Genomic DNA, 366 nt, shown 5'->3' with positions numbered 1-366 from the left:
CGTACCAATTATTGGCGGACCGTCCGGTAAACTCGAAAGCCGCTATCATGTAAACACATTAACCTACAGCGCGGCAGCGAAGCTGAAAGGGGAATCGCATCTCGCGGATTTTCCGGCTCTGCTGGATAACCCATTAATTCGTAATGGGATCATGCAGTCTCAGCACTTTAAAACCATCTCTGCCTACTGGGATAATCTGGATGTCGCCCTGGTGGGAATTGGCTCACCGGCCATTCGCGACGGCGCTAACTGGCATGCGTTTTATGGTGGTGAAGAGAGTGACGACCTGAATGCCCGCCAGGTTGCTGGCGATATTTGCTCGCGCTTTTTTGATATTCACGGCGCAATGGTTGAAACGAATATGAG

1 protein-coding gene is annotated in these 366 nt (G+C 51.1%); it reads left to right on the top strand.

Going from position 1 to position 366, the window contains the following annotated elements:
* Positions 1-366, top strand: a 366-nt coding sequence (locus tag RTW80_RS27795; RefSeq protein ID WP_312721339.1) for a sugar-binding domain-containing protein, incomplete at both ends; no start/stop codon positions are given.

This window comes from Escherichia sp. AM3 (genome assembly GCF_032029835.1).
GTDB classification, from domain to species: Bacteria; Pseudomonadota; Gammaproteobacteria; order Enterobacterales; family Enterobacteriaceae; genus Escherichia; species Escherichia coli.
The sequence above is the reverse complement of the archived record's forward strand: the minus strand, read 5'-3'. Positions and strand labels throughout refer to the sequence as shown.